The following is a 22142-nucleotide window of genomic DNA, read 5'->3' as shown; positions in this document are numbered from 1 at the left end:
ATCTCTTTGAAGATAGATTACTTTTGTACTAGTTTACTAGTTCGTTGTTTCTGAGGTTCAAAATGAAAACATGCAAAACATTACTTGTATCAGCGTTAGCCCTTTTTAGTTTAAATAGTATAGCTCAAGAATTACCAAATGTTGCTATTACTGCGATTGTTGAGCATCCAGCATTAGATACAATTCGTAAAGGGGTTATTGATCAGTTAGAAAAAGAAGGCTTTGTGGATGGAAAAACGGTCAAGATCAATTTCCAATCAGCACAAGGCAGTACGGCAACGGCAGCACAGATTGCTCGTAAGTTTGTTGGTGATAAAGCTACGGTCATTATTCCGATTTCAACGCCTTCAGCACAGCCTGTTGTGGCAGCAACGAAAACGATCCCTATTGTCTATTCAGCGGTCACCGATCCTGTTGCCGCTAAATTAGTGAAATCTTGGGAACCGAGTGGTACCAATGTGACAGGTGTATCAGATCATAAACCGATGCAACCGCAGTTAGAATTAGCGCAAAAATTAGTGCCTAACTTACAATCAATTGGCTATGTATATAGCGCAGGGGAAGTAAATTCTGCGATTGTCTTAGAAGAATTAAAAGAGGTAGCAACGAAGGCTGGGATAAAAGTTGTGCCAGTTGCAGTACAACGTAGTGCTGATATTGGGACAGCGGCTCGAAGTTTAAATGGCAAAGTACAAGCTATCTATATTTCAGAAGATAATGCCGTGGTATCTGCTTATGAAGCTTTACATAAAGCAGCGTTGGAGATTAAAGTTCCCGTGATTGCGTCTGATAGCGATACAGTAAAACGTGGCGCTTTGGCTGCTTATGCAGTGAACCAATATGATATTGGTATTGAAACAGGGAAAGTGGCTTCTCGTATCCTAAAAGGGGAAAAAGCAGGAAGTATTCCAACCCATGAAGTGAGTAAAATGTCTCTTTCTCTTAACTCAAAAACGGCTAAAGAATTTGGGGTTATTATTTCGGATTCATTAAAAGCAGAAGTGAAAGAAGTTTTTGAATAGTGCTATTATGAAAATATAATTGTTGCGAATGTTTATTTTCTTTAAATATTAGGAGTTAAAGAGGACTTAAAGCCCTACATTGTAAGGCTTTAAGTCAATTTTTAGCAATAACTTTCTATTTAGTTCCAAAAATTTTATCGCCGGCATCGCCTAACCCTGGCACGATATAGCCGTGTTCATTTAAGTGGCTATCAATCGATGCGGTATAAAGTTCAATATCAGGATGACTTGCTTTTAATGCTTCGATTCCTTCCGGAGCAGCAACAAGTACGAGTACTTTAATGTTTTTGCAACCTGATGCTTTTAATAGGTCAAGCGTGGCAATCATAGAGCCACCCGTAGCAAGCATTGGATCGACAACAATCGCTAAGCGTTCTTCTACATCGTTAGCCAGTTTTTTGAAGTAAGGCACCGGCTGTAATGTTTCTTCATCACGATAAATACCGACAACGCTGATTCTTGCACTTGGAATATGCTCTAAAACGCCATCCATCATCCCTAAACCTGCGCGTAAAATCGGTACAACAGTAACTTTTTTCCCTTTAATACGATCAACTTCGACTTTACCGCACCAACCATCAATTTCAACTAATTCTGTTTCAAGATCTTTTGTTGCTTCATAAGTTAATAGGCTACCGACTTCAGTGGCTAATTCACGGAAATCTTTGGTACTAATATCCGCTGCGCGCATTAAGCCTAATTTATGACGTACAAGCGGGTGTTTTACTTCAACAATTTTCATGTTGGCTCCTTTATGATTTAGCTATTTAGTTTCTAATTTGGCAATTTCTTCATCACGTAATACACGGCGAAGAATTTTACCTACATTGGTTTTTGGCAATTCATCTCTGAATTCAATATCTTTTGGAATTTTATAACCGGTTAAATACTGGCGACAATAATTACGCAGTTCTTCTCTTGTTAAACTTTCATCTTTTTTCGTGACAAAAATTTTAATGGTTTCACCGGAAACAGGGTGGGGGACGCCAATTGCGACAACTTCATTGACTTTCGGATTGTGTGCAATGACATCTTCAATTTCATTTGGGTAAACATTAAAACCTGAAACGATGATCATGTCTTTCTTACGATCAACGATACGTAAATTCAAGTCTTCGCCCATTACCACAATATCTCCTGTTGCCATCCAACCATCTTTTAAAACATCAGCAGTATCTTTAGGGCGATTCCAATAACCTCGCATAACTTGTGGGCCTTTAACCCATAATTCACCACGCTCTCCTAGTGCAACATCATTCCCTTCATCATCAACGATACGAATATCGGTATTTGGAACCGGAACACCGATAGAACCATTGTGTTCCGTTGAGTCCCAACGAGAAGCAGCAATGAGTGGAGAACATTCTGTCATACCATAGCCTTCGATAATATGGCTACCGGTTGCTTCATACCAACGTTGAGCGATTGCGCTTTGAATAGAGGCACCGCCGCCAACACTAAGTTTTAGTGCTGAGAAATCCACTTCTTTTAGTTGGTCGTTATTTAATAATGCATTAAATAACGTGTTCACCCCCGTTAAGGCAACAAAACGATATTTTTTCAATTCTTTAATAAAACCTGGAATATCACGAGGGTTCGTAATGAGCAAGCCCGTCATGCCGAGTTCAATAAAGAGAAGGCAGTTTACGGAAAGCGCAAACACATGGTATAGCGGAAGAGGGATAACTCCAATTTTCGATTTGCTATTTCGTAATAACGGTTCAGCAATCCATTTTGCTTGGAAGATATTTGCTACGATATTGGCGTGAGTTAGCATTGCGCCTTTAGCAACACCGGTTGTACCACCGGTATATTGTAAAAAAGCAAGATCATCACATTCAATATTAGGTCTTACATATTGGCGTTGTTTACCAATACTTAACGCCTCACGAAAACTCACGGCATGAGGGAGTTTGTACTTTGGTACCAATTTTTTAATATATTTAACCACAAAATTAACAAGCGTTCTTTTACCAAATGAGAGTTGATCTCCCATGCGGGTTAAAATAACGTGCTCGACATTCGTATTAAAAACCACTTTCTCAAGAGTTGCAGCAAAATTAGAAACAATTACGATCGCTTTGGCACCGCTATCATTTAATTGGTGTTCTAATTCTCGAGGCGTATAAAGTGGATTTACATTGACGACAACTAAGCCTGCACGTAAAGCACCAAATAAAGCAATGGGATATTGCAATAGATTTGGCATCATAAGGGCAATACGATCCCCTTTTTCTAAACGTAGCTCATTTTGTAAATATGCAGCAAAAGCACGGCTTCGTTCTTCTAATTTACGAAAGGTTAAAACTTGCCCCATATTGATATAAGCAGGAATATCGGGGTGGCGTTTAACGGCTGATTCAAACATCTCAACCAGTGATTCGTATTGTTTTACATTAATGGTTTTTTCAGCACCCGGTGGGTAGTTATCAAACCAGATCTTTTCCATATTATTCTCCGAGCCTATTTTCGCGGACTTTTCCTAAGAAAATTGGCGTTAATTCGGTTAATTGCTGATGAGCAATAATTTTTTTTACCATAAGAAAGCTACAAGCGGTGAAAAAAATCATGCCGAATGCAAGCCATAATTCGTTTATTATAAATTGAGATAACACAACGGCGGATAATATCAGTATCATAAGAGGGATACAATAAACCCAAAATACACTTTTTAATAAGGTCATTTCAGGGATACCTAATTGAATCATCTCACCAGCACTTAAATCTTCATTAACTTTAATTTCTAATACTTGCGCAAGTTTTTCTCCTGCTAATCCTGATAGCGCTTTACTTCCACAATTTTTTTGCGCAGCACAGCCTCCACAGGCTTGTTTAGCGTAACATTGCACTTGAGCAATACCATCTTGATAAGAGAGCACCATAGCATTTTCTATAATCATTATTACTCCTAAAAAGTGATATTAAATACAATTTTTTTTGCACTTTCGGTTGGAATATCACCGATAAGGACGATATTTTTATCTTCTACGGTATGACTAAAAATAGTCAAATTGCCTTGTTTAAAGAACTGTTCATTAAAACTAAGTTCTTCTGTGGGGAAGACATATACCGTAAAAGAGAATATACCATCACTATATAATTGGCTTTCTAACTTTGTTATTTTTTCTGTATCTGTAATAAAGCCTTGTTTTAATCCTTTAACTAAATAAAAACCACTAGGTAGCCAATTTAACTTCCAGTTTATGTCTTGTTTGATATTTTGCTCGCTCAGACTAGTATCAATAACAGGGGGTAATTTTAGTGATTCTAAATATGGTGTCACATAAAGAAGTTCATTACCCACATATTGGCTAATCACTTTAAATTGTTCTAATATTTGTCCTTCATGATCTTGTAGATGGCTTTTTAACAGAAGAGAGTTTTCATCATCAATCCAAAGCGTGTATTGATATCGGGAATTATCAGACGGCGCTATTTTTACGATATTCGCAATGCGATCCGCAACACGAGATTTTCCTAAAAGGGTAAATTGGTAATCTTTTAGTTTCGAAAAATCAGTATAAAGAATAGCAGGTAAGTTATCTAAAATATGAGAACTTTTGAGGCTAAAAGGTTTGAATGTTAATCCTAAATAACTTACGGTATTATCACGTAAAATAATTTCTTCTCGAGAATTATCTAGACGCAGTAATTGTGCAAACTCTTTATATGATTGTGTTGTGTGGCGATATTGAAATGACTCAATGTCATTGTTTTGTTGCAAAATATAGCGTAGTTCATAATTGGTATTTTTATGTGCAGAAACCATATTTTGTAATAATTGAATAGGGGACGTTGACGTTGCCCATGATATGGACGAAAAGCACCATAGCAAAGCTAAATAAAACGTATTTATTTTTTTCATTATTGTTTTATCTCCACTTTTTGTCTATTGGGGTATTCAAAATTAAAGCGGTACAAGTGTACCAAAAATTTACGAATTTTTCGAAAAATTTTACCGCTTAATGTGTTATTTAATACCCAGTTGAGATAAAAGAAAGCCACTCAGCTGAAAAAGCGGCGAGTGGCTAAATAAATCAATATTTTGATTATTTTGAAGATGCTTCCGAGTGAGTTGAAGACGTTTGAGCTTTGGCTTTTTCCTCTTCAGTCAAAACAGCCGTATTTGTACGACGTTGCAACTCATGATTTTGTAATAATGTATCAAGACGACGTTGTTGTTGCTCGAGTTTATCAGATGTTGCAATATCTTTTGCTGGTGCGTTATAGCTTACAGCTTGAACAGCATTGCTAAATGGCACGGTTTGTAATGTGGGTTCGGTTTGAGCCACTTCATTGTTACTGTTAACCATATTTACACCTAAAACAGCCACTAAGCAAACAGATGCTGCAATACCTGCTTGCATAATTGGAGTACTCCAACGTTTTAATTTCACGAGTAAACCACGCGGTTTTTCAGCTTGTTTTTCGAAAGATTCGTTTTCAATTAATGCTTCCATTTTTGCTGAAAAATCTTGACCAAGTAGAATTTCTTCTCCTTGCATTACACTGCGGATAGTGTGATAGTTTGCCCATTTTTGTTTTAATTCAGGGCTATTCGCTAGGGTTTCTGCAAAACCCGACTCAGTTTTTTGCCCATCCATATAAGCTGATAGGGTTTCTTTTTGTTGCATAATTTACTCCAATTAACTTGAGAATATGGTACTTTTTAATTTAGCAAAGTAAAAAAATTAATTTTGGTTGTAATAAACCTAGCCTTGCATTAAAGGGTTGATTCTTGCATCAATCGCTTCACGAGCGCGGAATATACGTGAACGAACAGTCCCTACAGGGCAATTCATCGCTTCAGCAATTTCTTCGTAACTCAGTCCTTCAATTTCACGTAATGTAATTGCTGCTTTTAACTCTTCTGGTAAGTTTTCAATTGTTTCAAATACAATACGTTTTAATTCATTAGATAATACTAAGTTTTCAGGGGTGTCAGCTTCTCTTAATTGAGTACCAACATCGTAACTTTCAGCATCTTCAGCTAAAATATCTTCCTTAGGTGGACGCCGACCTAAGGAAGTTAAATGATTCTTTGCAGTATTGACTGCAATACGATAAAGCCACGTATAAAAAGCACTTTCACCACGGAAAGACTCTAAAGAACGATAAGCTTTAATAAATGATTCTTGCACAATGTCAGGAATATCATCGCGTGCGACATAACGAGTTAATAAACCTGCTACGCGGTTCTGGTAACGAACTACCAATAAGTTAAATGCCTTTTTATCACCTTGTTGTGCTTTTTCGACTAATTCTTGGTCGGTGATTTGTTCGCTCAATTTGCGGACTCCTAAATCTCAATTTTTTCTTCCTCGCACACTACCTTAGTGTGCTATTTGCCTAAATAGTTCCAAGAAAAGTAAAAAATTTACATTTCTCTATAATTCTCTATAAAAGAAGGGCTTTTATGTATAAAAAACAATAAAGTAGCGGATTTTACTTGATTTTCTCTAAAGATCCAAAGAGTAATCACTGAAAACAGGGTATAATAAAACAATATTTTTCTTATGAGAGCCTAATAATGAAACCAACATTTAATGAAAATAAACCTCGATTTCAAACTATTGAAAATAAACGTAATACAAGAGATAAGAATAGTCGTCCAAAAGAAGAATCTACTCATAAAGCAAGAAAGCTTACATTAAACCGAACGGAAACGATTTACCCAACCGAAGCAAAAAAAGCAAGCGGCCAAGGTAGTGTTAAAATTCAGGTTAAAGGTAGTTCTAATTTGCAAAAAGAGAAAAAAACAGGACCGCTTTCGCCAAGAGCACCTGAAAAAATTAAGAAAAACCGTGCAGAAGAGATGAAAGTATATGGGGAGAACAGTTGTTTAGCTGTATTCCAACAGCGACCAGAATCTATCGTGCGTTTATGGGCAACGGTTGAAGGGGCAAAAAAATTAGGCGACATGTTAAGTTACTTGGCTGAACATAAAAAAGCTTATCACGTTGTTTCTCGTGAAGAAATGGAGAAAGTAACAGGAACAGAACATCATGGTGATGTTTGTTTGCTCATCAAAAAAGCACCTGTATTTTCTTTAGAGGGCTATTTACAAATTGCTCGTGCGCGTGATTGCTTAGTATTACTTGATAATGTCAATAATGCTCAGAATGTCGGAGGGATTATTCGCACCTGTGCATTCTATGGTGTAAAAGGTATTATCACGGAAAGTAATGATCGCTTAAATTCAAGTGCGGCAGCTCGAGTGGCTGAAGGAGGATTAGAATTTGTTCATGCATTGGAAACAAAACATAAACAAATTGCTTTACAACAATTAAGAAATGCAGGCTATCAGATCATTCATTTAACACGTCAAAAGCAAGCCCCTACGCTGACCAAAATTGCACTTGCAGAGAAAGTTGTTTTTGTATTAAGTGAAATTGTTTCAAATGAAATTGAATTTAGCGAAGACATTACCGTTCAGCTTTCGGTAACAAATCCACTCTCGAGTAGCTTAAATGTTGCAGTTAATGCTGGAATATTGTTGAATCAGTGGTATCAAGAAAAGGTACTTTAATCATAAAAAATGCGGACACCATGTCCGCATTTTTGTTGAAGAAAAAGTTATTTTAAGCCCGCATCCGCTCTCAATGCTTCCGCTTTATCCGTTTTTTCCCAAGGGAAATGCTCACGACCAAAGTGTCCGTAAGCGGCGGTTTCACGATAAATCGGACGGATTAAATCTAACATTTTGATTAAGCCGTATGGACGTAAATCGAAATGTTCACGCACTAAACGTACTAACACTTCATTGCTCACTTTGCCTGTGCCAAAAGTTTCCACCATAATTGATGTCGGCTCTGCGATACCGATAGCATAAGAAAGCTGAATTTCACAACGATCTGCCAAGCCTGCTGCCACAATATTTTTCGCTACATAACGGGCTGCGTAAGCGGCTGATCTGTCCACTTTTGATGGATCTTTACCTGAGAATGCACCGCCGCCGTGGCGTGCTGCACCGCCGTAGGTATCAACGATAATTTTACGCCCTGTTAAACCACAGTCACCCATTGGACCGCCGATTACGAAACGACCTGTCGGGTTGATAAAGTATTTAGTATTTTGGCTTAACCATTCGCTTGGTAATACTGGCTTAATGATCTCTTCCATCACACCTTCAAACACGGTTTTCTGATCAACGTGTTCAGCGTGTTGAGTTGAAAGCACCACGGCATCAATACCTTTAATTTTGTTATCTTCGTAAATAAAGGTTAATTGGCTTTTCGCATCTGGACGTAACCAGTCTAATTTACCTGATTTACGCACTTTCGCTTGTTGTTCCATTAAACGATGAGCGTAAGTAATCGGTGCTGGCATTAACACTTCTGTTTCATTTGTCGCATAACCGAACATAATCCCTTGGTCGCCTGCCCCTTGCTCTAACGGGTTAGCACGATCCACACCTTGATTGATGTCTGGCGATTGTTTACCAATAGCATTTAATACGGCACAAGAGTGCGCATCAAAGCCCATATCTGAATGGGTATAGCCGATGTCGCAAATCACTTGGCGAGTTAAGTTTTCAATATCCACCCAAGCAGAAGTGGTAATTTCACCGCCCACAAGCGCCATACCTGTTTTTACGTAGGTTTCACATGCCACACGTGCTTTCGGGTCTTGTTTAAGAATTTCGTCTAATACTGCATCTGAAATTTGGTCTGCGATTTTATCTGGGTGACCTTCAGATACCGATTCTGATGTAAATAGATTGATAGCCATTTTATATCCTTTGATATTTGTTTTTTACTGAATGGGGAATAACACAAGCGGTCAATTTTGCTAATTTTTTGCAAAATTTAACCGCTTGTATCTTATGTTGTTTAATAAACTAATTAGCCGTTTTTCCGTCTAGACGTCCATAATACATTTTTTGAACATTTAAGGCAAACTTTTTTTAATAAACCTTGTCTTATCGGAAAACGCCCTTATTATTTATAAATTCAATAAAATTATAGGAAAAAACAGAATGCAATTTATTGGAAAAATTGTCGGTTTCTTTTTAGGTTATCAAATTTTTCATAGCTTTTTTGGTGCGCTTTTTGGTGCTTTTCTAGGACACCTTGCCGATAAAAAGCTTTACGAGTTAGGTAGTGTTCGCTCTACGATTTTTGGCAAAAATTTAACGCGTCAATCTCTGTTTACTCAAACTACTTTTGCGGTATTAGGTCATATTGCCAAAGCAAAAGGGCGTGTAACTGAAGATGATATTCATCTTGCCCGTCAATTAATGGCTCGCCTGAAATTGGATGCGGTAAATCAACAATTAGCCCAACAAGCTTTCACTTTAGGTAAAGAGGCTGATTTCCCACTTCGTCAAGTCATTCAAGAATTTAGAGAAGCCTGTGGACAGCGTGCGGATTTACTACGTTTTTTCGTGGAAGTACAAATGCAAGCCGCTGTACAAGATGGCGAACTAGATAGCAATGAACAGCAAATTTTGTTTACGATTGCTGAAACATTAGGTATGAGCCGTTTCCAATTTGAACGAATGATTGCAATGGTTATGGCTGCGCAACAATTCCGTTCGGGGAATTTTTATCAAGAGTACCATTATCAACAAAACGGTTCTCAACAATCGCAACAAGGCTCTTATGGTGGGTACCGCCAAGCAAACAGTGCGCCAAGTATTGAGGCGGCGTATAATGTATTGGGCGTGAGTGCTTCTGATGATCAGAACACTGTAAAACGGGCTTACCGCAAATTGATGAACGAACATCACCCGGACAAGCTCGCAGCCAAAGGCTTACCCGATGAGATGATGGAATTAGCCAAAGAAAAGGCTCAACAAATTCAAGCTGCCTATGATTTAATTTGTAAACATAAAGGTTGGAAATAACTCACTTTTGCAACGGATAACGCAACGTTATCCGTTATTTTTTATGATGATGACACCTAAAGTAATTTTAGCCCCAATGCAGGGGGTATTAGATCCTTTTCTTCGTAAACTTTTGACTACGGTAAATGATTACGATCTCTGCATTTCAGAATTTGTACGCGTGGTTGATCAGAAACTCCCACGTAAAACGTTTTACCGTCTTTGTCCGGAGCTTTATCAAGGCAGCAAAACCGATTCAGGGACGCCTGTACGAGTGCAACTTTTAGGGCAGTATCCGCAGTGGTTAGCTGAAAATGCCGAGCTAGCGATTGAGTTAGGTTCACACGGTGTGGATCTAAATTGCGGTTGTCCGTCCAAAACGGTTAATGGCAGTAATGGCGGTGCATCGCTCTTGAAAGATCCGGAGCTGATTTATCGAGCAACCCAAGCAATTCGACAAGCTGTGCCGCAAGATCAGGTGGTTTCGGTTAAGGTGCGTCTAGGTTGGGATTCTGCTGAGCAATGTTTTGAAATTGCTGATGCAGTGCAACAGGGCGGAGCAAATGAAATTACCGTTCACGGTCGTACCAAAACTGATGGCTATCGAGCAGAACGGATAAACTGGCAAGCGATTGGCGACATTCAAAAAAGATTGACAATTCCGGTTATTGCCAATGGTGAAATATGGGATTTTGAATCTGCAAAAAAATGCCAAGAAATTACCGCTTGCCAAGCGTTAATGATTGGGCGAGGTGCGTTAAATACGCCTAATTTAAGTCGGGTAGTGAAATTTAATCAGCCGAAATTGGCGTGGTGTGAGGTGCTTAAATTGCTATTCCAATATGTGAATATGGAAAACGAACACGACTCCGGTTTTTATCACGTGGCACGGATTAAACAATGGTTGCATTATTTGGATAAAGAGTATCCGGAAGCGATTGCCTTATTCCAAATTCTAAAGACAGAACACGGTTATGCAGGCTTAAAAAGACATATTGAGCAAGCGGTCGAAAAAGGACAATAAAATGCAAAAACAGATTTTTAGTGAACAAGATATTCAACCTACTTCTTTTCAAGCAAAACAAGAGTTTACGGAAGAAGAAGTTGTCATTGAAGAAGATAATTTAGAGAGCGAGTATCAGTCTGCAACCGCAGAATTGATTATTGAAGAAAGCTTAAAACCTTCCCGATTTTGGGTTCGAGTACTGTTAGCGGCGCTGGTGTTATTTACTGTAGCGGTGATTGCCCAAAGTATTCAATGGTTATATGACAGTTTTCAAGCACATCAATGGATCGATTTCGCCTTTGCTATTGTATTTTTCTTAGTCAGTCTAACAGGCGTTGGTGCAATTTTTAATGAATGGCGAAAGCTTGTCTTTTTACGTAAACATCAGCAAAATCAGCAGCTTAGCCAACAATTTTGGCTAGAAGAACCTTCTTCTGCAAGTGGTGAAAAAACGAAAGCATTTTGCAATCAAGTATTGGCAAATTTAGAGCATATCCCGAACATTGAGCAATATCAGCAACGTTGGATTAGTCAATTAGATGATAGCTACAATGGTAAAGAAGTGGCTTATTTGTTTAGTGAAAATGTATTATCACCACTTGATAAGCAAGCTAAGCAATTAATTTCAAAAAGTGCAACGGAGAATGCGATTATTGTGGCAGTAAGTCCTTTGGCATTAGTTGATGTTTTGATGGTGGCGTGGCGAAATATCGCATTAGTGAATAAAATTACACGTATTTATGGCATGGAGTTAGGCTATTTTAGTCGTCTAAAACTGTTTAAAATGGTTTTGACTAATATGGTTTTTGCCGGCGCAACGGAAATCGCTACCGATGTAGGTGCGGAATTTTTCTCACAAAACTTAACAGCAAAATTATCTTTACGAGCAGCGCAGGGCATTGGTGTAGGGTTACTCACGGCAAGATTAGGGATTAAAGCTATGGAGTTTTGCCGCCCTTTAGCCTTTCAAGCGAATGAAAAACCAAAAATAGCGCATATTCGCCAAGAAATGTTAGGCAAGCTAAAATCAACGGTTTTTGGTAAATCAATGGAAACAGAAAAAATAAAATAATACAGATGAAAAAGCTCACATATGTGAGCTCAGACCGTTGACAAACCCTATACGAGCCGTATAGGGTTACTTAATCTGAGCCCGCTCTGCGGCTCTTTTTTCAGCCCCAGCGGGGCTGGGCTTAATGAACCTAGCACGGCTCGTGCTAGGTTATTGCTCAAATATAACCTTTGTCAGTAATCTGAGCTCACATATGTGAGCTTTTTTGTGATATAGATCACAAGATAACAAAATAAAAATGATTATCATTTGATTTGATTAGTGTATCTTTTTATAATTAACATTATTGTTACAATTATAAAAGGAGACATTATGCTTAGATATTCAAAGAAAACTAATATTCCTACATTCAAGTATTCAACTATTGCGCTGACTTTATTTACTCTAAATCTCCCATCTTTAGCAGAACAGAATACAACATCTTTAGATACGATTAATATTAGTGAGAATTTAGATAGCCGAACGAGCAATACACCTAATATTATTAAAAAAAATGTGAAAAATATCCAAACAGAGCTTATCAGAGATACGCGCGATCTTGTTCGTTATACAACGGATATCGGTATTAGTGATAATGGACAGCGATTAAAAGGATTTGCAATAAGGGGGGTAGAAGGTAATAGGGTCGGGATTAGTATAGATTCTGTTTCATTGCCTGATTCTGAAGAAAATTCTTTATATGCTCGTTATGGCAATTTTAATAATTCGCGTCTAGCTATTGATTCTGAATTAGTACGAAATATTGATATTGTAAGAGGCTCTAATTCTCTAAATTTTGGTAGCGGTTCTTTAGGTGGGAATGTTAATTATCATACTCTAGAAGCTTATGATCTAATCGAAGAAAATAAACATTTTGGTGGTTTATTCCGTTCTGGGTACAGCAGTAAAAATCGTGAATGGACCAATACTGTTGGTTTAGCTTATGCTAATGAAGTCATTGATACAATATTTGTTTATTCTCAGCGTTATGGGCATGAAATAAAAAGTGCTGGCGGAAATGGTCATGTACAAAGTGAAGGATATTACGATACTCCAAGAGATATTGCGCGAAGAGCTGAAATTGGAGCAGCTAGAATTACTCCAGATCCTTCAACACATAAAAATCATAGTTATTTAGCAAAATTAGGCTGGAACATTATACCTGGGCATCGCTTAGGTATCTCTGTAAGCGGGCAAAATAATAGTAATTACATTGATGAAAAATCATACTCATTAACAACTTATTGGAGAGAAGCTGATGATGAGCAAAAACGTTTAAATGCTAATGCTCATTATGAATTTGCGCCAGAGTCTACTTTATTATCACTTATTCGAACAGATATAGATTATCAAAAAACAGAAAATTCAGCCTTAAATTATAAAGGAAGCTTTGATAGAACAGGCGGTAACTGGCGTGAAGGATTTTTGTATGAAAAAGGCGCTTTACAGAACAGGGATCACCGAAATAATAAAACGGAATTCTATCGAATTTCAACACGCTTAGATAGCCAACCTTTGCAAATATTCGGAACTGAACACCTATTACGCTTAAAGGCTTTTGCTGCACGTAGGGATTTTGAGAATATCAATAATGATGAGATTATCGATATAGATGGGCGCGTGAAGGGGAAAGAAACTTATACGATTCAATATCCGATGAGAACTCAACTATATGGCGTAGATCTAAAAAATGATATCACTTTTAATGATATTTTTTCTGCTCATATAGGTTTTGGTTATCATTATGAGAAGGTAAAACCTCAGCATTTAAATCCTCAAGTCCCTTGTGGAAAAAGTAGCAATTTTGGGCGGTTATGCGCAAGTGTTGATATGCATGGGAAATCATTTAAAAATTGGAATGGGCTTCTAGGATTAGATGCTCATTTAGATCCTAATTGGATGATTGGGTATCAATGGAGTACGGGATATCGAACACCTACGGCATCAGAAATGTATTTTACATTTGAAAGTGCTTATGGGAATTGGGCTGCGAATCCCCACCTAGATTCAGAAAAAAGCTCTAACCATAGTATTTTTCTGCAAGGTAAGGGTAAATATGGTAGCTTGGATTTGACGCTTTATCAGACTCGTTATCGGGATTTTCTCTTTGAACAAGAAACATCGATTACTCGTAATGATCCAACTTGTGATTGGTATGCTGCATATTATACAGGGTGCACGGGAGAAAGAACGGATTATTATCAACAGATGGTTAATTTGGATAGAGCGCGTATTAATGGTATTGAAATAAAAGGTAATCTTGATCTTCATCAATTTATAGGATTTTCGAAAGGATTTAAATTGCATGGAGCTTTGGGTTATAGTAAAGGTAAGTTATCCACATCAGATAGTTTACTTTCTATTCAACCATTAAAAGTAGTCATAGGGCTAGATTATGAGCATCCAAGTGAGACATGGGGGATATTTTCTCGTTTAACATATCTAGGAAATAAAAAACCAAAAGATGCACAAGTCTCAGAACTTACAGAACGTTGCGTTCTATCTGAATTTGATTATTGGGTTGGGGATCAAGTGTGCAAAAAAACAGAAAGTTACTTAAAAACAGAGTCTTATCGTTGGTTAAATGCGAAAGCATTTGTATTCGATTTGTTTGGTTATTATAAACCAACAAAAAATATTACTTTAAGGGCTGGTATTTATAATTTATTGAATCGTAAATATCATACTTGGGATAGTTTGCGAGGATTAAATCGTCGTGCGACTGTGAATAGTATTGATTGGGAGAAAGGACAAGGATTAGAACGTTTTTATGCACCAGGGCGTAATTACTCTGCTTCTGTAGAAATTCGTTTCTAAAGGCATAATAGATAGTAGACAAAATTGTTGCTAGTATTTATTTTCTTTAAATATTAGCAACTTATTTTGTTGTGTTCCCCTCCCTAAAACACCATCTCATCTCTCACCGTATAACCTGTTTTCCCATAACCTTTCCAAAAGTCTTGTACTGTTGTTTGCAATGTTTTTTGCAACAAAGTTAAAAACATTGACCCCGAAGGCATTACGCAATGATCCAAACGGAACGCCATTTCATTTGCATATGCCCACAAATGCACATTTTTTACCTGCGCAAGCTGAACCCACAAACTTCTGGTGCGGCTAAAAAAGTTTTCCGCCCAGTTATTATGATAACCCTTCGAATTTTTAAAAATCTTCTTAGAATGTACCGCACTTTCGTGTTCATAGCCCAAAGCGGCTAAATGTTTATAGGCGCGTGCGCCATCGGTGCAAATGGTGCTACCTTGCACCACATATTTTCTTACCAAATAAGAAATCGTTGCCTTATTTTCAGCATAAATCGGAAAAACCAAGGTTTGTTGTCGTTCATTATTGGTCATAACCAACAACTTACGCTTTTCTTTCACAAAAGATTTGGCGCGATAGTCTAAGGTTCTTCCATATCGAGCATAATTTCCTCGGCGTTTTTGCTCGTCTTGTTGATGTTTTATTTGCCATTTTTCCTGCTTTTTCTGCACATTTTGCTGCATATTGGGCGGAATTTCGGCTAAATAAAAGGCACGATCTTGATTATTGACCTTGTCTGCTTTTTTTGCTTGCAAGGTTTCAGACTCCACCAAAACATTCACTTCGCAAGTATCAATATGCACTTCTCCGCTAATTTTTTGCGCGTCTAAATCGGGCTTTAAACTCTCACGAATTTTATGGCTCAACATAAACGCCGTGCGATAATTCACCGCCAATTCTCGTGCCAAGCGTTTTGAAGTAATGCCTTGTTTGGCATTGATATAAAACACCAACGCCAATAAATAGGTGCGCAACGGCAATTTATGGCTGGCAAACAGCGTGCCGGAAGTCAGGCTAAATTCCCGTTTGCAACCACGGCAACGCCATTTTTGACGGCTTTTAATAAAATAAGGTTGAGTACGTTGGCAATGTGGGCAGCAGATTTTTTCCGCTGGCCCCCAACGCATTTCCACCATTAACGAAAAGATTTCTTGATCAGAAAGACGACAAATTTTTTCAGCCGAAAGATGAGAAGAAGAACGAAATTGTGGCGCAACAGATAAACAGCAAAAACCGTTTTCAGAAGAATAAGCAGTACACATAATAATTTCCTTTATTTAGCGTGATCAACAGGTTAAATAAGGTTTAATGTTGTTACTTTTTTTATTTAATGATGTTTAATACCATAAAATTTTATTTATACCGCCACATTTTATTTTTTAATGTTCTGTAGGGACGCCACGCTTGGCGTCCATTGTAAAAACGGAGCGTAATTTAGTTATGGACGCCAAGCGTGGCGTCCCTACAAATGATTTATATGGCAAATAAAATTTATGTACTAAATAAAGAATAAAAAAGTAAAAACAAAAAACGTAAAACATTGGTTGAAGTTGACCGCTTACCTTCAGTCTCTCGTGATCCTTTGATCGATCAAGATCCTGCTGCAATCTATTCTCGAATAGTCGCCTATTCAAAAGGAAATCTCAGCGTTTTACCTGCCTTGTGGGAAAGAAAAATCGGATATGTTATAGACAATTTTGTGCGTAAAAAGTTTTCCGCAGGGATTGATTTTTTTTTTTTTTTTTTACAATAGGGAAGTTTTTTAGATAAATTTATAAGGATATCATATGAATTTCTATATTTTGGCTGTAATTGGTATTTTCATTTTCTTATGCACTATGTTTTTTTTGGCTTTTAGTTTTAAGAAAAAGAAGAATTATAAATTATATTTGTTTTTCGCTTCTTGCGTAGTTGGTTCTATTGCATCTCTTGATTTTACAAATACCTGTTTAATGATATTAAATATCACAAGCCCAATTATTACTGCAAATACAAATTTTTTTGATATATATTCATTCTTTAAAGGTATCATTGTAACATTGCTGATGTATTTTGCCTCATCCAATATTCCTGAGAATAACGAAAATACTAAAGCAAAAGATATAGAAGAACCAAATGATTCAAAGTAATAAAAAATACTAAATTAACTTCATTATATAGAAAATAGAATCATCCCCACATAACTATGTAGCAAAAGCACAAAGGCAGAATTTCACTCCAAATAAAGTAAAATTTCCCTTTAAATTTAATTAAAATTTTTGCGGACATTCTTTATTTACTACGGTAGTATAAATAAAAAATAAAAGGAAATTAAAATGAAAAAATACATCATTATATTAACTGGTTTATTCTTCTCTTTATTTTCAGTTGCTAGTTTTTCTACTGATAATTTTGAATATAATGCTAAAAATGCCATTAATTTATTTAAAAAGCCAGAGGCAAGAAAAATTGCTGAAAAGATTTTTAAAGATAAGGAAACTTCTTTGCCTCAGTTAGTAGATTTAGTTAATGCTGAGATGGGAAGAGAAGTGTTGAGAATGGAAAAATATTCTCATCTTGATGAAATAACTGCCAAAGCAACAGAAAATAAATTAACCAAAGAAGAGCATAAATATTTATCTGATCTTCTTTATAAATTTATAGGTTCTGGTTATAAAGAAAATATAGATATGACTGATATTGTTACAATAGAACTTAGACTTGATTTGTAAAACTAAAACCACCTAAAAGGTGGTTTTAGTTTTAATGTTTACTACCGTTATTCAGATCCACAATAGCCACATTATTTTTATCAATTTCTATATTGTCTTGTATTTTCACTTTTTCACCCACATTTGGATATTTTTCTATTGTAGCAGATAAGTTTCCATTTTCTGTTACTTTATCAACATCCTCTTTAGGATTTTTTCCATTATAATTTTCTGTATTTTCTTTTTTATTTTCCTTAGCTAATAATTCCTCATATTTTTTCTGACTTAAAGTATAGTCTTCTGCTTTATGAAGATAGTTAAATACATCTTTCTTTTCAGCATCAGATTGTTTTTCATATAAATTTCCCATTCCTTTTTGAATTTTCTTAAATTGCTCTTCTTCCGATAATTTTGAGTTTGTTTCTTTCTTGTTTTGCTCTTGTTGCTCTTTTTCTAACAAAGGTTGGTATTTTTCTTTTGGAATGTCAAAATTGGCAAATAATAATGCTTGTTCTTTGTCAGTTAATTTTTTATCTCTTAATAATTTTATTCTTTCTTCCTCAGAAAGTTGAGAAAAATCAATTCCTTCCTGTTTCATTTTATTTTTTATATCTGCTGATAAATTATGAATTGTTTTCTGTATTGATTTTTCTTTCTTCTCTTCTGAAATATTTGGAGAATTTTCAATTCTAGTTATTCTTTTAGTTAAATTTTCTAATAATTCAGACTTATTAGCATCAATAAAAATCTTTATTTTTTCAATGTTTTTTTGATAGTCAAGTTGTTTCTGCTGATTTTCTGTATTAGCTTGTTTATTTAAACTATCTAAAAAACTAAACCTATTTTCTGTATGCTCAATTTCTTTAGTTGCTTTTTGTTGGGCAAGAGTTGCATCAGCAGCATTAGCAGTAATGGTTTGGGCTGATGCTCCATCTATATTACCATTTTTTAAACTGACTTTTTGCCCTTCATCTGAAAGATGCGATACTTTTCTTAAATCTTCTTCTTTATTTTCTTTTGAAAAAGAAGAATAGGAAGAACCATCAGCAGCTGTCTTTTTCTCAATCTTTAAATTATTATTAAGTTCTTTTTGTAAGATACTTTGCCATTGTTCAGTTTTCTCTTCTACTGAACCTTTTGAAAAAATGAATTCTCTAAGCTGATGTTGTAATTCTGCTTTAAATAAACTTTCAAAATGTAAAATTTCTTTTTGTTGATTAAGTGTTAATTTCTCAAAGGCTTTTTCTATCTCTTCATTTTTACTAACTTCTTTTTTCCTTTCTTCCATCTTAGTTCCAGCATTAACATTTCTTTGGTAAACCTGATGTTCTATTTTTTCTTCTTTTGTAGTTTGTTTTACATCTTTTACATCATTATTATTTAATCTTTCCTGTATTATTTGTTGATAAGTTGGATTATTTGCTAACTGAGCTAGTTTTCTATTGGCAATATTTCTAATTGGCTCACTTTCATTTAAAGAAAGCTCATATAATAAATTTTCTGCTGAGTTAATGGTTTCAATATTACTGATGTTTTGTAGATCTATTTGACTAAGTTCTGATATTTTCATTTTCTTACTTTTTAGATTTGAAACTTATAATTAGATTGTAAGAAAAAAATGGAAATGATACTAAAAAAGAGATGTTATTTTGCTTATTGATTTACTTTAAATGAAGTAAAAAAAGAGGATTTGTGCTTTTCCTACATAGTTATGGGGGCGTTTGGAGAATCATTGAAATCAGGGTACAATACGTCAGATTTTCGTATTAAGACAAAGTATTATGCAAGAAAAAGATCTTTCAACGTTTAAAACCTTTAAACGTTTATTCCCGACAATTGCGCCTTATAAATGGGGATTGGTTGTTGGTGCTATCGCATTAGTGTTGAACGCTTTAGTGGATTCAGGACTAATTTATTTATTAAAGCCGCTACTTGATGATGGTTTTGGGCATGCCGATCATGGCTTTTTAAAGTTGATGGCAGTTCTCGTTGTCGTATTTATTTTAGTTCGGGGGATTACGAACTACATTGCTGGCTATTGCTTGGCATGGGTGTCCGGAAATGTAGTTATGTCGATGCGCCGCAATATTTTCCAGCATTTAATGTATATGCCGGTAAGCTATTTTGATCAAAATCCGGTGGGGCGCTCGCTTTCTCGTGTGACCTATGACACGGAAATGGTTGCAACGTCTTCTTCTCACGCTTTGGTAACGATTGTCAGAGAAGGTGCATATTTAATTTCTCTGTTTGTTGTAATGCTTTATACAAGCTGGCAGCTTTCTTTGGTTTTATTTTTTATGGCGCCAATTATCGGAACATTAATCGGGATTGTTTCAAAACGCTTCCGTAAATTGAGCCGTAATATTCAAAGTTCAATGGGCGAATTAACTGTGACGACAGAACAAATGTTAAAAGGGCATAAAGTCGTTTTATCGTTTGGCGGGCAACAAATTGAAAAAGAGCGTTTTGATCGCGTAAGTAATGATATGCGCCGTAAAGGGATGAAAATTGTTTCTGCTGATGGGATTTCAGATGGTTTAGTGCAATTAATTGCCTCTTTTGCCTTATCTGTCGTCCTTTATTTAGCTACGGTGGAAGGTTTACAGATTGAAGATCTTACCGCGGGTTCGTTTACCGTTGTTTTCTCATCGATGATGGCGATGCTTCGTCCACTTAAATCTTTAACGAATGTGAATTCACAATTCCAACGTGGTATGGCAGCTTGCCAAACGCTGTTTGAATTTTTAGATTTACCGATTGAGAAAGATAATGGGACGGTAAAAGTCGAAAGAGCAAAAGGCGAAATTTGCTTTGATGATGTGTCTTTTAGCTATGACGGCAAAGAGGAAAAAGCACTTAATCATATCTCTTTTAGCCTTCCTCAAGGTAAAACGGTGGCGTTAGTAGGTCGTTCTGGCTCAGGAAAATCGACTATTGCCAATTTATTGACACGTTTTTATGATATTGACGAAGGACGGATTACGCTAGATGGCATCAATATTCAAGATTATCAGCTGGCGAATTTGCGTGAGCAGTGTTCTATTGTTTCACAACAAGTCCATCTTTTTAACGATACGATTGCGAATAATATCGCTTATGCTGCAACAGATAAATATAGCCGTGAACAAATTATTGCAGCAGCAAAAGCAGCGCATGCGATGGAGTTTATTGATAAGCTAGAAGATGGGCTAGACACGGTCATTGGTGAAAATGGTGCGAGTTTATCCGGCGGACAACGACAGCGTTTAGCCATAGCAAGGGCATTACTGCGTAACTCGCCTGTATTGGTGCTTGATGAGGCAACCTCTGCTTTAGATACGGAATCAGAAAGAGCGATTCAAGCGGCATTAGCCGAATTGCAGAAGGATAAAACCGTTCTTGTGATTGCACACCGTTTATCGACCATTGAAAAAGCGGATGAAATTCTGGTGGTTGATCATGGGCAGATTATCGAACGAGGTACTCATCATGAATTACTTGCTCTAAATGGTGCTTATAAGCAACTTCATAGTTTGCAATTTAGTTAATGCATAATAAATAAGCCTCACAGAAATTCAGCCGTGAGGCTTATTTATTTCAAATCTACTTTACTTAAATAAAGTGGAATAACGTCCCAGTTCAAGCCAAATTTGTTCGCTAAATTCTTGCTTGAGTTGTTTTTCTAAGACAGCTAATTGCTGAATGAGGATAAATAATTTCTGATAAGTTAAACGCTGGCACGCTTGTACGTAAAAAGGGCGTTTATTTTGCCAAATTTTTAAGCGGTCAAATTCTGCTCGAATTTGGTTCGTCAGAAGTGGTTGATCATAATGATAAAGTGGGGTAGGTAAGCGGCTTATTTCTAATAAAATAAATAGCTCTTTTTGAATAATACGCAGTAAAACAACCGGTTGAACATCCTCATTTTTTAGGTAATTTAAGATGCGTTCTGCTCGCCCAATTTTCCCTTCTAACAGAGCATCAACCCACTGAAAAGGTGTAAATTGCGCGGATTGTTCGACTATCTCTTTCGCTCGTGTGAGGGTAATTTTTCCGTCAGTAAAACGAAGTTGTAGAAATTGGAGCGCCTGCTTTAATGCCAGCAGATTACCTTCGTAGCTGTAACAAAGTAATTGTGCTGCTTCAGGTTCAATTTGAAGCCCCATGAGTTTGGCTCGGTGCGCAAGCCAATTAGGGAGTTTTGCAACATCTGGTGTTTGGCAATTGACTTGTATGAGTTGAGTTTCAATTTGTGTAAACCATTCTTGTTTTTCCACCGCTTTTGTGAACTTAGGGAGGCAGAAAACAAGTAAAAGATCAGAATGGCTTAGCCGGCATAATGTGGCTAATTGTTTTACTTGGTTAGCGTTGAGGCTTTCCGGTAAATTAAGGAGCATCATTTGCTTACTAAAAAAGAGCCCCATAGATTGAGCAGCTTCAAATAAGGTATCCCAATTTGTTTCATTCGTAATGGTAATCTCGGTCTTTTCATCAAATTCTTTTAGACGAGCTGCCTGTAAGATTTGGTCTTTGCTTTCTTCAAGTAAAAGAAGATCTGTGCCTGTTAAGAGATAAAAAGGCGAGAGGGTTTGATTTAGTGAATTTGTGAGTGCTTCTGGGAAAATCTTTTGCATGAATGATTATCGAGTTATTTGAAGTAAGCGGTCTATTTTCGAGTTTATTTTACGAATATAAAAGAGATAGAAATAGATTCTATCTTAGACTGATGACAACCCCCAAATAA

The 22142-nt window shown here is 36.5% G+C and carries 19 protein-coding genes; 9 read left to right on the top strand and 10 right to left on the bottom strand.

Translation table 11 applies throughout. The features are described 5' to 3' along the window. Positions 1-62: 62 nt before the first annotated feature. On the top strand, positions 63-1022 hold the full coding sequence (locus AM305_RS06515; RefSeq protein ID WP_005824284.1) for an ABC transporter substrate-binding protein: 960 nt from the start codon (positions 63-65) through the stop codon (positions 1020-1022). A gap of 115 nt (positions 1023-1137) precedes the next feature. On the opposite strand, the gene upp is transcribed toward AM305_RS06515, so the two are convergent. The 6 genes from upp to rpoE all read right to left on the bottom strand — a co-directional run bounded on the left by upp (position 1138) and on the right by rpoE (position 6310). Continuing rightward, entirely contained in the window at positions 1138-1764 is a 627-nt protein-coding gene (gene upp / locus AM305_RS06510) for a uracil phosphoribosyltransferase (protein ID WP_005818509.1), read from the bottom strand. Positions 1765-1785: 21 nt separating this feature from the next. Next, positions 1786-3471 carry a long-chain-fatty-acid--CoA ligase FadD gene (fadD, locus tag AM305_RS06505; RefSeq protein WP_005824283.1) on the bottom strand — a complete coding sequence of 562 codons (1686 nt, stop codon included), beginning with the start codon at positions 3469-3471 and terminating at the stop codon, positions 1786-1788. A 1-nt stretch (position 3472) separates the two neighbouring features. Continuing rightward, the gene (locus tag AM305_RS06500) at positions 3473-3922 is read right to left on the bottom strand and encodes a SoxR reducing system RseC family protein (RefSeq protein ID WP_005824282.1); all 450 of its coding nucleotides are present in this window, start codon (positions 3920-3922) and stop codon (positions 3473-3475) included. Positions 3923-3930: 8 nt separating this feature from the next. After that, positions 3931-4887, bottom strand: a complete 957-nt coding sequence (locus AM305_RS06495; RefSeq protein WP_005824281.1) for a MucB/RseB C-terminal domain-containing protein — start codon at positions 4885-4887, stop codon at positions 3931-3933. A gap of 184 nt (positions 4888-5071) precedes the next feature. Further along, entirely contained in the window at positions 5072-5656 is a 585-nt protein-coding gene (locus AM305_RS06490) for a sigma-E factor negative regulatory protein (RefSeq protein WP_005824280.1), read from the bottom strand. A 78-nt stretch (positions 5657-5734) separates the two neighbouring features. Continuing rightward, the gene (gene rpoE, locus AM305_RS06485) at positions 5735-6310 is read right to left on the bottom strand and encodes an RNA polymerase sigma factor RpoE (RefSeq protein WP_005824278.1); all 576 of its coding nucleotides are present in this window, start codon (positions 6308-6310) and stop codon (positions 5735-5737) included. A 242-nt stretch (positions 6311-6552) separates the two neighbouring features. Between rpoE and AM305_RS06480 the strand changes: the two genes are divergently transcribed. Next, positions 6553-7551, top strand: a complete 999-nt coding sequence (locus AM305_RS06480; RefSeq protein ID WP_005824276.1) for a TrmH family RNA methyltransferase — start codon at positions 6553-6555, stop codon at positions 7549-7551. Positions 7552-7598: 47 nt separating this feature from the next. On the opposite strand, the gene metK is transcribed toward AM305_RS06480, so the two are convergent. Beyond that, complete coding sequence (gene metK / locus AM305_RS06475; RefSeq protein ID WP_005818524.1) at positions 7599-8753, bottom strand: methionine adenosyltransferase; 1155 nt, start codon at positions 8751-8753, stop codon at positions 7599-7601. Positions 8754-9000: 247 nt separating this feature from the next. On the opposite strand from metK, the gene djlA reads away from it, so the two are divergent. The 4 genes from djlA (at position 9001) to AM305_RS06455 (ending at position 14723) form a co-directional block, all read left to right on the top strand. Beyond that, a complete protein-coding gene (gene djlA, locus AM305_RS06470) occupies positions 9001-9870 on the top strand; it encodes a co-chaperone DjlA (RefSeq protein ID WP_005824274.1) in 870 nt (289 codons plus the stop codon). Between the two features lie 43 nt (positions 9871-9913). Continuing rightward, positions 9914-10873 (top strand): tRNA dihydrouridine(16) synthase DusC, encoded by a 960-nt coding sequence (gene dusC / locus AM305_RS06465; RefSeq protein WP_005824272.1) that lies wholly within the window; start codon positions 9914-9916, stop codon positions 10871-10873. Position 10874: 1 nt separating this feature from the next. Continuing rightward, a complete protein-coding gene (locus tag AM305_RS06460; protein ID WP_005824270.1) occupies positions 10875-11927 on the top strand; it encodes a TIGR01620 family protein in 1053 nt (350 codons plus the stop codon). A gap of 312 nt (positions 11928-12239) precedes the next feature. Then, complete coding sequence (locus AM305_RS06455; protein WP_005824268.1) at positions 12240-14723, top strand: TonB-dependent hemoglobin/transferrin/lactoferrin family receptor; 2484 nt, start codon at positions 12240-12242, stop codon at positions 14721-14723. 83 nt (positions 14724-14806) lie between these two features. Here AM305_RS06455 and AM305_RS11835 read toward each other — a convergent pair whose 3' ends face one another. Beyond that, positions 14807-15991 (bottom strand): transposase, encoded by a 1185-nt coding sequence (locus tag AM305_RS11835; RefSeq protein WP_005824266.1) that lies wholly within the window; start codon positions 15989-15991, stop codon positions 14807-14809. Positions 15992-16516: 525 nt separating this feature from the next. Between AM305_RS11835 and AM305_RS06440 the strand changes: the two genes are divergently transcribed. Both AM305_RS06440 and AM305_RS06435 read left to right on the top strand, forming a co-directional pair. After that, positions 16517-16858, top strand: coding sequence for a hypothetical protein (locus AM305_RS06440; RefSeq protein ID WP_005824262.1), 342 nt, complete (start codon positions 16517-16519; stop codon positions 16856-16858). A 186-nt stretch (positions 16859-17044) separates the two neighbouring features. Further along, a complete protein-coding gene (locus AM305_RS06435) occupies positions 17045-17440 on the top strand; it encodes a hypothetical protein (protein WP_005824261.1) in 396 nt (131 codons plus the stop codon). A gap of 31 nt (positions 17441-17471) precedes the next feature. On the opposite strand, the gene AM305_RS06430 is transcribed toward AM305_RS06435, so the two are convergent. Beyond that, the gene (locus tag AM305_RS06430) at positions 17472-18989 is read right to left on the bottom strand and encodes a hypothetical protein (protein ID WP_005824259.1); all 1518 of its coding nucleotides are present in this window, start codon (positions 18987-18989) and stop codon (positions 17472-17474) included. A gap of 211 nt (positions 18990-19200) precedes the next feature. On the opposite strand from AM305_RS06430, the gene msbA reads away from it, so the two are divergent. Continuing rightward, a complete protein-coding gene (msbA, locus tag AM305_RS06425; RefSeq protein WP_005824257.1) occupies positions 19201-20946 on the top strand; it encodes a lipid A ABC transporter ATP-binding protein/permease MsbA in 1746 nt (581 codons plus the stop codon). A 60-nt stretch (positions 20947-21006) separates the two neighbouring features. Here the strand turns inward: msbA and holA are convergent, their stop codons facing one another. Beyond that, complete coding sequence (gene holA, locus AM305_RS06420; protein WP_005824255.1) at positions 21007-22032, bottom strand: DNA polymerase III subunit delta; 1026 nt, start codon at positions 22030-22032, stop codon at positions 21007-21009. Positions 22033-22142: the final 110 nt, after the last annotated feature.

It is taken from the genome of Actinobacillus minor NM305, assembly GCF_000175195.1.
Taxonomy (GTDB): Bacteria; Pseudomonadota; Gammaproteobacteria; order Enterobacterales; family Pasteurellaceae; genus Haemophilus_A; species Haemophilus_A minor.
Note: the sequence above shows the minus strand (reverse complement) of the source record. Positions and strands in the feature narration are given on the sequence as shown.

What these genes read in the sequence shown, in the direction of transcription:
- metK (WP_005818524.1), bottom strand. Translation starts at nt 8,753, where the DNA reads ATGGCTATCAATCTATTTACATCAGAATCGGTATCTGAAGGTCACCCA.
- AM305_RS06455 (WP_005824268.1), top strand. Translation starts at nt 12,240, where the DNA reads ATGCTTAGATATTCAAAGAAAACTAATATTCCTACATTCAAGTATTCA.
- AM305_RS06495 (WP_005824281.1), bottom strand. Translation starts at nt 4,887, where the DNA reads ATGAAAAAAATAAATACGTTTTATTTAGCTTTGCTATGGTGCTTTTCG.
- upp (WP_005818509.1), bottom strand. Translation starts at nt 1,764, where the DNA reads ATGAAAATTGTTGAAGTAAAACACCCGCTTGTACGTCATAAATTAGGC.
- dusC (WP_005824272.1), top strand. Translation starts at nt 9,914, where the DNA reads ATGATGATGACACCTAAAGTAATTTTAGCCCCAATGCAGGGGGTATTA.
- holA (WP_005824255.1), bottom strand. Translation starts at nt 22,032, where the DNA reads ATGCAAAAGATTTTCCCAGAAGCACTCACAAATTCACTAAATCAAACC.
- AM305_RS06460 (WP_005824270.1), top strand. Translation starts at nt 10,875, where the DNA reads ATGCAAAAACAGATTTTTAGTGAACAAGATATTCAACCTACTTCTTTT.
- AM305_RS06500 (WP_005824282.1), bottom strand. Translation starts at nt 3,922, where the DNA reads ATGATTATAGAAAATGCTATGGTGCTCTCTTATCAAGATGGTATTGCT.
- AM305_RS06440 (WP_005824262.1), top strand. Translation starts at nt 16,517, where the DNA reads ATGAATTTCTATATTTTGGCTGTAATTGGTATTTTCATTTTCTTATGC.
- AM305_RS06435 (WP_005824261.1), top strand. Translation starts at nt 17,045, where the DNA reads ATGAAAAAATACATCATTATATTAACTGGTTTATTCTTCTCTTTATTT.
- AM305_RS06480 (WP_005824276.1), top strand. Translation starts at nt 6,553, where the DNA reads ATGAAACCAACATTTAATGAAAATAAACCTCGATTTCAAACTATTGAA.
- msbA (WP_005824257.1), top strand. Translation starts at nt 19,201, where the DNA reads ATGCAAGAAAAAGATCTTTCAACGTTTAAAACCTTTAAACGTTTATTC.
- fadD (WP_005824283.1), bottom strand. Translation starts at nt 3,471, where the DNA reads ATGGAAAAGATCTGGTTTGATAACTACCCACCGGGTGCTGAAAAAACC.
- AM305_RS11835 (WP_005824266.1), bottom strand. Translation starts at nt 15,991, where the DNA reads ATGTGTACTGCTTATTCTTCTGAAAACGGTTTTTGCTGTTTATCTGTT.
- djlA (WP_005824274.1), top strand. Translation starts at nt 9,001, where the DNA reads ATGCAATTTATTGGAAAAATTGTCGGTTTCTTTTTAGGTTATCAAATT.
- AM305_RS06490 (WP_005824280.1), bottom strand. Translation starts at nt 5,656, where the DNA reads ATGCAACAAAAAGAAACCCTATCAGCTTATATGGATGGGCAAAAAACT.
- AM305_RS06430 (WP_005824259.1), bottom strand. Translation starts at nt 18,989, where the DNA reads ATGAAAATATCAGAACTTAGTCAAATAGATCTACAAAACATCAGTAAT.
- AM305_RS06515 (WP_005824284.1), top strand. Translation starts at nt 63, where the DNA reads ATGAAAACATGCAAAACATTACTTGTATCAGCGTTAGCCCTTTTTAGT.